This is a genomic window from Mycobacterium colombiense, from assembly GCF_003284975.1.
GTDB lineage: Bacteria > Actinomycetota > Actinomycetes > Mycobacteriales > Mycobacteriaceae > Mycobacterium > Mycobacterium europaeum_A.
In genome coordinates, this window is the sequence record NZ_QMEU01000159.1 from 1 (window position 1) to 7,543 (window position 7,543).

A 7,543-nucleotide genomic window follows, 5' to 3' on the forward strand; every position below is an offset into this window, starting at 1 on the left:
ACCGGCACCACCACGCGGGCGCCTGACCCGCTGAGTCGGCAAGGCCCCGGTAGCCCTCGGCTACCGGGGCCTTGCCGACTCAGGCTGGCCCGGTCAACCCTCGATCGGTAGAGTTCACCGGCGCCCGAACAGCGAGGAGGAGCGATGATCGCCGCCGGATTGGTGTTCGCCGCGCTGGCGGCGTTGCTGCACGTCTACATCTTTGTGATCGAATCGTTGACCTGGACCTCGCCGCGCACCCGCGCCACCTTCGGCACCACCGCGGCCGAAGCCGAGACCACCAAGGCGCTGGCGTTCAACCAAGGCTTCTACAACCTTTTCCTGGCCATCGTCACCGGCGTGGGCATCGCCGCAGTCGCGTTGAGGCACAGGGACATTGGTGCGGCGCTCGTCTTCGCCGGCGTCGGGTCGATGGCCGCGGCGGCGGTGGTGCTGGTCGCGTCGGCGCGCGATAAGGCCCGCGCCGCCGCGACGCAGGGCACGTTTCCCGCGATCGCGATCGTGCTGCTGTTGCTCGGCCTTCACTAGTAACACCAGTCTCACCAGCCTCAAAAGCCTCCGGCTAGCGGTGGCTTTCGTTTGCCGCGTGGGTTAGTAGTGGAAGGCGCTGGGTAACCATCCCAGGCCGGAATCAGACCCGGTATTCAACGAGGGGATGTCATGAAATACGCACAAGACGGCCAAACCCGCGGGCTGAGTATGCCGCGCTCGCGAGGCGCGGTCAGCGGATTGCTCCTGGTCATTTTGGGAGCGTGGGGGGCGTTAATACCGTTTGTTGGTCCGCACTTTAATTTCGCCTATACACCGGACCGGGATTGGGCATGGAGCCCCGCCCGGGGCTGGCTGGAAGTGGCGCCGGGCGCGGCCACCGTGCTCGGCGGTCTGTTGTTGATCGTCGCCGGAAACCGGGTCGCCGCCATGCTGGGCGGCTGGCTGGCCGTGCTGGCCGGCGCGTGGTTCGTCGTGGGCGGCCAGGTCGCCCCGCTGTTGGGAATCGGCTCCGCCGGTGACCCGATCGCGGCGACCGAACGCAAGCGCGCGGTGCTCGAGGTCACCTACTTCTCGGGCCTGGGCGCGCTGATCATCTTTGTGGGTGGGGTCGTGCTGGCCCGCACCGCCGTGCGCCTGGCCCGCGACGTGCATCCGGTGGCGGCCGAACCCGCCGCGGCTCCGGGCGTCGAGCCCTACCGGGATTCGGTGTACGAGCCCGCTGAGGTCTCCTCGGGCGCGCTGACCAAGCCGCGCTCCGCGGCGGACCCCGAGCCCAAGCGGGGCTGGCGCCGCAACCGCGCCGGCGCGGGGGCCGGCGCCAACGCCGCGTATCTGCGTTGGCCGCACCCGCAGCAGTAGTTCCGCCCCAACCAACGGCAATCGCCCAGTCCCGCAACGGGACTGGGCGATTGCTTTCTTGCCCTTAGAGCAGTCCGAGCAACTGCAGGTTGGTGATGTACTTGACGATCACCGGCGCCGTGACATGCGGAATGTCTTTGTCGGGGCCGATTTTCGCTTCCTGCACCGCCGCGCGGAACACATCGGTGGGCGCCATCGAGCCGTTGATCGGCTTTTCCGGCTTCTGGTAGTTGTGCAACAGCGGCAGCAGCGAGTACTGACGCTGCCGATCCGGCAGGGCCCGCAGCGACGTCTCGAACCGCCGCAGCCATTCGGAGTAGTCGGCGATGCGCTCGATCGAGTACCCGGCCTCGACCAGCCAGTCGACGTACTCGTCCAGACCGATGCCGTCGTCGTACGGGTTCATCACGTGGTAGGTCTGGAAGCCGGTGTCGCTGTCGGTGATCTGGGTTCCCAGCGTCGAGATCGCCGCGGCGATGAACTCGACCGGCAGGCCGTCGTAGTGCGCCCGCTGCCGGTTGCCGTCGGCGTCGAGCTCGTAGAACGAACCGGGCGCGATACCGGTGGCGACCAGGCTCAGCATCAGCCGGGTGAACATGTCCGGCAGGTTGAGCTGACCGGAGTAGGTGGTGTCGGCCAGGATCATGTCGCAGCGGAACACCGAGACGGGCAGACCGCACAGGTCGTGCGCCTCGCGCAGCAGCACCTCTCCGGCCCACTTGCTGTTGCCGTAGCCGTTGGCGTAGTTGTCGTTGATCTCGCGGGTGGCGCTGATCTGCCGGATGTCGGCGTCCTCGACGAACTCACCCGGCTTGATCTGGTCGCCCACGCCGATCGTCGACACGTAGGTGTACGGCTTCTGCTTGGAGGTCAACGCGATCCGGATGAGCTCCGCGGTACCCAGCGCGTTGGGCCCGAACAGCTCGCTGTACGGCAACACGTGGTTCACCAGGGCCGCCGGGTCGACGATGATGTCGACCTCCTCGGCAAGTCGCTGCCAGGTTTGCTGGTCCAGGCCGAGGTTGGCCTCGCCCTTGTCGCCCGCGATCACCTCGAGGTGGTCGGCGGCCAGCTTCTGGTAGTGCGCCAGCAACTTCGGGTCGCCTTGGGGAGAGCCCACGCCGAAGGTCTTGTCCAACCGGGCGCGCGCCTCCTCGTCGGAGCGGGCCCGCACCAGGGCGATGACCTTGCCGTCGACCATGTCCATCCGCTCGAGCCAGTCCAGCGCCAGGTAACGGCCCAGGAATCCGGTCGCGCCGGTCAACAGCACCGTGCGTACCTCGGTCGCCGGCTTGGGCAGGCTCGGCGCGCCGGCCAGGACGGCCTCGTCGAGGAACTTGTCCAGCGTGAGGTCACTGGCGTGCACCGTGGTGGCGCCGCGTCCGTGCACGGCCGCGAACGTCGGCCGCTTGGAGCCCTGGCGCTCGGCCTCAACGTAGGCGGCGATGGCCGCCAGGTCGTTGGCCGGGCTGACGATCACACCCACCGGCACGTCGACGTCGAATATCTCGCGCAGCAGGTTGCCGAATGTCAACGCCGACAACGAGTCTCCACCCAGATCGGTGAAGTGGGCGTCGGGTGACAGGTCGCCGGCGCCCGCGCCCAGCATGGCGGCCGCGGCGCGGCTGACGGTCTGCAGCACCGGCGCCTGAGCGCCGCTGCGGCGCAGTTCGGCCAGCTCGTTGGCCTGGCCGGCGGCCAGGTCGGCGTAGATCTGCTCGAGCCGTTCGCCGTAGTGCGCCTTGAGTTTCGGCCACGCCAGCTTGCGGATCCCGGTCAGCAGACCGTTTTCCAGGCTGAACGGCGTCGTCTCGATGATGAAGTCGCGCGGCACCTCGTAGGACTGCAGGCCGGTTTCTTTGGCGACCTTCTGCAGCGAGTCGGCGATCTTGGGCTTGAGCGACTCGATATCGTTGTCCGCCAACGCCTCTTCGGTCGGCACCACCACGGCCAGCAGGTAGGGCTGGGAGCTGTTGCCGTAGACGTAGATCTGGCGGATCAGCGGGCTGTTGCCGAACACCGCCTCGAGCTTGGCCAGCGTGACGAACTCTCCCTGGGCGAGCTTGAGCACGTTGTTGCGCCGGTCGACGTACACCAGCCGGTCCGGGGCGATCTCGGCGAAGACGTCACCGGTCCGGTAGTACCCGTCCTCGTCGAACACGTTCGCAGTGGTCTCGGCCCGCTTGTAGTAGCCGGGGAACATGTTCTCGGTCCGCAGCAACAGCTCACCGCGCGGGTGGGGGCGGTCGGTGCTGAAGTAGCCCAGGTCGGGAACGTCGACCAACTTGTAGTCGATCACCGGCGGACGCTGAATCTCCCCGTCGAACAACACCATTCCGGCCTCGGTCGAGCCGTAGCCGTCCATCAGGTGCATCTGCAGCAGCGACTCGGCCCACTTCTTCAGCTCCGGTGAGGTGGGTGCGGAGCCGGTCATCGCGAAGATGAACCGCCCGCCCAACAGGTACTGGCGCTGTTCCGCCAGCACCTGTTCCTCAACGGCCTCGCGATCGGCACCGTCGGCCAGGCGGCGCTCGACCTGGCGCTGAAATTCGCCGTACAGCGTTTCCCAGATCCGCGGGACGAAGTTCATCTCGGTGGGCCGCACCAGCTCGAGGTCCTCGAGCAGGGTGGACAGGTCGCTGCGGGCCGCGAAGTAGGCGGTGCCGCCGTTGCCCAACGTGCCGTAGAGGATCCCGCGCCCCATGACGTGGCTCATCGGCATGAAGTTGAGGGTGATCGACGCGGCGCTCTCGCCGAACCAGTTCTTGCTGCCGCGCCGCCACATCTTGCCGACGTTGCTCTGCGGGTACATCGCACCCTTGGGGGCGCCGGTGCTGCCGGAGGTGTAGATCAGCAGCGCGAGCGAGTCCTCGTCGGTCTGCTGCTCGGGAACGGGGGGCAGGTCCTTGCCGCGCTCCAACACGTCGGCGAGCTTCTCGACCACCACGCCGGTGCCGGCCAGCCGGGCCACGGCGCTCTCCACGGCCTCGCGCTGGTCGTCGACCTCGGGCTGGTAGTCGAACACGACGAGCTTGGCGGGCACGTGGTCGCCGGCCAGGATCAGCTCCACGGCGTCGGGCAGCTGGTTGACGCTCGAGGCGATCAGGCTGGGCTCGGTCTCGGCGACGATCGGCTGCAGCGACGAGATCGCCGCGCTGGTCTGCAGCGGCACCGACACGGCGGCGATGGTGCCCAGCGCGATGTCGATCGTGGCGTAGTCCACGCTGTTGAAGCCCAGCACGCAGACGCGGTCGCCGGGGCTCACCGAGTCGCTGGCCCAGGCGCGGCCGAGAGCCGAAACCCGTTCGCCCAGTTCACCATACGTGACGGTCTCGAAGCGGGGGAGTAGCTCGGCGGTCGTGCGTCCGGTCTTGGCGTCCTTGACGAATTCGACGACGCGCTGCCCCAGCGCCGGCCGGTCGGCGTAACCGTCGAGCACGGTCCGGATGATCTGCGGCAGCCGCAGCCCGGGCTGTTCGGTGGCGGCAGTGATCGCCGGGTCCGGACGGGCGGCGGCGAACTGGGGGTCGTTGGCAATGAGTTCCTCGATACGGCGGTCGAGTTCTTCATCGTGAATAGCGGTCGACATAACAGATCCCTTGCAAATGAAAGTTAGCGAGTCAAATTGCGCTGTCCGCGCTGACCTATAGAACGTTAGCTAAAGTAAAGGTATTCCACCATGATCCGGCGCTTGTGGTGGTTGTGAGATTGCCCACGCGCCGTGGGGATCTCCCGGTTTACAGGTCGCGCAGCAGCCCGCCGAGGATGTCGATGCCTTCGGTTAACAGCTCGTCGCTGATGGTCAACGGGGGCAGCAGCCGGATGATGTTGCCCCACATGCCGCATGTCAACACGATCACGCCTGCGGCGGCGGCCGCGACGGTCAGCTTCTGTGTCAGTTCCTTGTCGGGCTCGGCGGTTCCCGACTTCACCAGTTCGATAGCGATCATGGCGCCCCGACCGCGCACGTCGCCGATCCGGTCGTCGCCGGCCTGCAGACGCAGCAGCGGTTCAGTGATCAGGCGTTCCAACCGCTGCGCCCGTTCGATCAAACCGTCGCTCTCGATCGTCTCGATGGTGGCCAACGCCGCCGCGCACGCCAACGGGTTGCCGCCGAAGGTGCCACCCAAACCGCCGACCTGCGGGGCGTCCATGATCTGCGCCCGCCCGGTCACCGCCGACAGCGGCAGCCCGTCGGCGATGGCCTTGGCGGTGCAGATCAGGTCGGGTTCGATGCCCTCGTGCTCACACGCGAACATGGCGCCCGACCGCGCGAATCCGGTCTGCACCTCGTCGGCGATGAACACCACGTCGTTCTTGTGGCACCAGTCCAGCAAGGTGGGCAGGAAGCCCTCGGCCGGAACGATGAACCCGCCCTCGCCCTGGATCGGCTCAATGATGAGCGCGGCCAGGCTGTCGGCGCCGATCTGGCTCTCGATGATGTTGATGCTGCGCGCGGCGGCCTTTTCCCCGTCGGTGGCCAATTCCTTGTCGACCAGGCCGTCCCGATAGGGGTAGGACAGCGGTGCGCGGTAGATCTCCGGCGCGAACGGGCCGAAGCCGCCCTTGTAGGGCATCGATTTGGCGGTCAGTGCCAGAGCCAGGTTGGTGCGGCCGTGGTAGGCGTGGTTGAACGCCACCACGGCGGGCTTGCGGGTGTAGGCGCGCGCGACCTTGACGGCGTTCTCCACCGCCTCGGCGCCGGAGTTGAACAGCACCGAGCGCTTCTCGCCCGAACCCGGGGTGATGCGGTTGAGCGTCTCGGCGACGGCGACGTAGGACTCGTAGGGCGTCACCATGAAGCAGGTGTGGGTGAACTCTTCGACCTGCGCGCGCACCGCTTCGACCACCCGGGGTGACGAGTTGCCGATCGTCGTCACCGCGATGCCGGACCCCAGGTCGATCAGCCGGTTGCCGTCGACGTCCTCGATGATTCCGCCGCCGGCGCGCGCCACGAAAACCGGCACCGACACGTTCACCGCGTGCGACACCGCCGCGGCCCGGCGCTTGCTCAGTTCCAGCGATGCCGGACCGGGGATCTCGGTGACCAGCTGGCGGGTCTGCTCGAGGCTGGCCACCACAAAACTCCTCCCCGCGGCGCGCGTGTCACGTCGCATCAAAAGCCTATCGAGCTTGACCCCGGCGGGCACTGCGTGCACCGTGGCGGTCGGTCGCGACCCGTGGCCTGCCAGACTGAACGGGCACACTGGACCGTTACGAGGTGCGCGACGCTCGAGTCCTACCGGCACCCAGCCGTGGTAATGCCCCGTATGCCGAAGAATATTTACGACGAAAGACAGGCGCGTCCATGCAGAGTCTGATCCTGTTCCTGCCGTTCCTGCTCATCATGGGCGGGTTCATGTACTTGGCATCGCGCCGTCAGAAGCGCGCGATGCAGGCCACCATCGACCTGCACGAGTCCTTGCGCCCGGGCGATCGGGTGCACACCACGTCGGGCCTGCAGGCCACCGTCGTCGCCATCACCGAGGACAACGTGGATTTGGAGATCTCCCCCGGGGTGGTGACCACCTGGATGAAGCTGGCGATCCGTGACCGGATCCTGCCCGACGACGACGAAGACCTGGCCGACGGAGACGACCCCGCCGACGAGGGCTCGATCAGCAAGGATTCCTGACGGCCGATCGCCACCCGGCGGACCGCTTGCGCAACCGGTAACCGAGGGCCACGTAGTCTTTTCTAGGCTCTGTCCGGGGTAGTAACCGATATTCGAGGAGATAGAAGGAACGTGGCATCGTCTTCGGCGCCGGTGCACCCTGCCCGCTACCTGTCGGTCTTCTTGCTATTGCTCATCGGCGTCTACCTGTTGGTGTTCCTCACCGGGGACAAGCGAGCCGCTCCGAAGCTCGGTATCGACCTGCAGGGCGGCACCCGCGTCACGCTGACCGCGCGTACCCCGGACGGGTCGAAGCCCAGCCGCGAGGCGTTGGCGCAGGCCCAGCAGATCATCGGCGCCCGGGTCAACGGGCTGGGCGTCTCCGGTTCGGAGGTCGTGGTCGACGGCGACAACCTGATCATCACGGTCCCCGGAAACGACGGCAACGAGGCGCGCAACCTGGGCCAGACCGCCCGGCTCTACATCCGGCCGGTGCTCAATTCCATGCCGGCCCAGAGCGCGGAGCCCAAGCCGGCGCCGCGCCAGCCCGCGCCCGGCCAGCCGGCTCCGGGACAACCG

Annotated in this window: 5 protein-coding genes and 1 pseudogene; 4 read left to right on the forward strand and 2 right to left on the reverse strand. The window is 67.3% G+C overall.

What is annotated here, in order from left to right; translation table 11 throughout:
• Positions 1 to 144 precede the first annotated feature (144 nt).
• On the forward strand, positions 145 to 528 hold the full coding sequence (locus DQP58_RS25200) for a DUF1304 domain-containing protein (protein WP_112710813.1): 384 nt from the start codon (positions 145 to 147) through the stop codon (positions 526 to 528).
• Positions 529 to 660: 132 nt separating this feature from the next.
• Positions 661 to 1,350, forward strand: coding sequence for a hypothetical protein (locus DQP58_RS25205; protein WP_112710814.1), 690 nt, complete (start codon positions 661 to 663; stop codon positions 1,348 to 1,350).
• 64 nt (positions 1,351 to 1,414) lie between these two features.
• Here DQP58_RS25205 and car read toward each other — a convergent pair whose 3' ends face one another.
• Together car and gabT are read right to left on the reverse strand one after the other, a co-directional pair.
• Positions 1,415 to 4,939 (reverse strand): carboxylic acid reductase, encoded by a 3,525-nt coding sequence (gene car, locus DQP58_RS25210; protein ID WP_112710815.1) that lies wholly within the window; start codon positions 4,937 to 4,939, stop codon positions 1,415 to 1,417.
• A 148-nt stretch (positions 4,940 to 5,087) separates the two neighbouring features.
• Positions 5,088 to 6,428 carry a 4-aminobutyrate--2-oxoglutarate transaminase gene (gene gabT, locus DQP58_RS25215; protein WP_112710816.1) on the reverse strand — a complete coding sequence of 447 codons (1,341 nt, stop codon included), beginning with the start codon at positions 6,426 to 6,428 and terminating at the stop codon, positions 5,088 to 5,090.
• A 230-nt stretch (positions 6,429 to 6,658) separates the two neighbouring features.
• Here gabT and yajC point away from each other — a divergent pair, with 230 nt between their 5' ends.
• The gene (gene yajC / locus DQP58_RS25225) at positions 6,659 to 6,985 is read left to right on the forward strand and encodes a preprotein translocase subunit YajC (protein ID WP_066863870.1); all 327 of its coding nucleotides are present in this window, start codon (positions 6,659 to 6,661) and stop codon (positions 6,983 to 6,985) included.
• A 111-nt stretch (positions 6,986 to 7,096) separates the two neighbouring features.
• Positions 7,097 to 7,543 (forward strand): annotated as a pseudogene (locus tag DQP58_RS25230) (protein translocase subunit SecD); the annotation flags it as partial.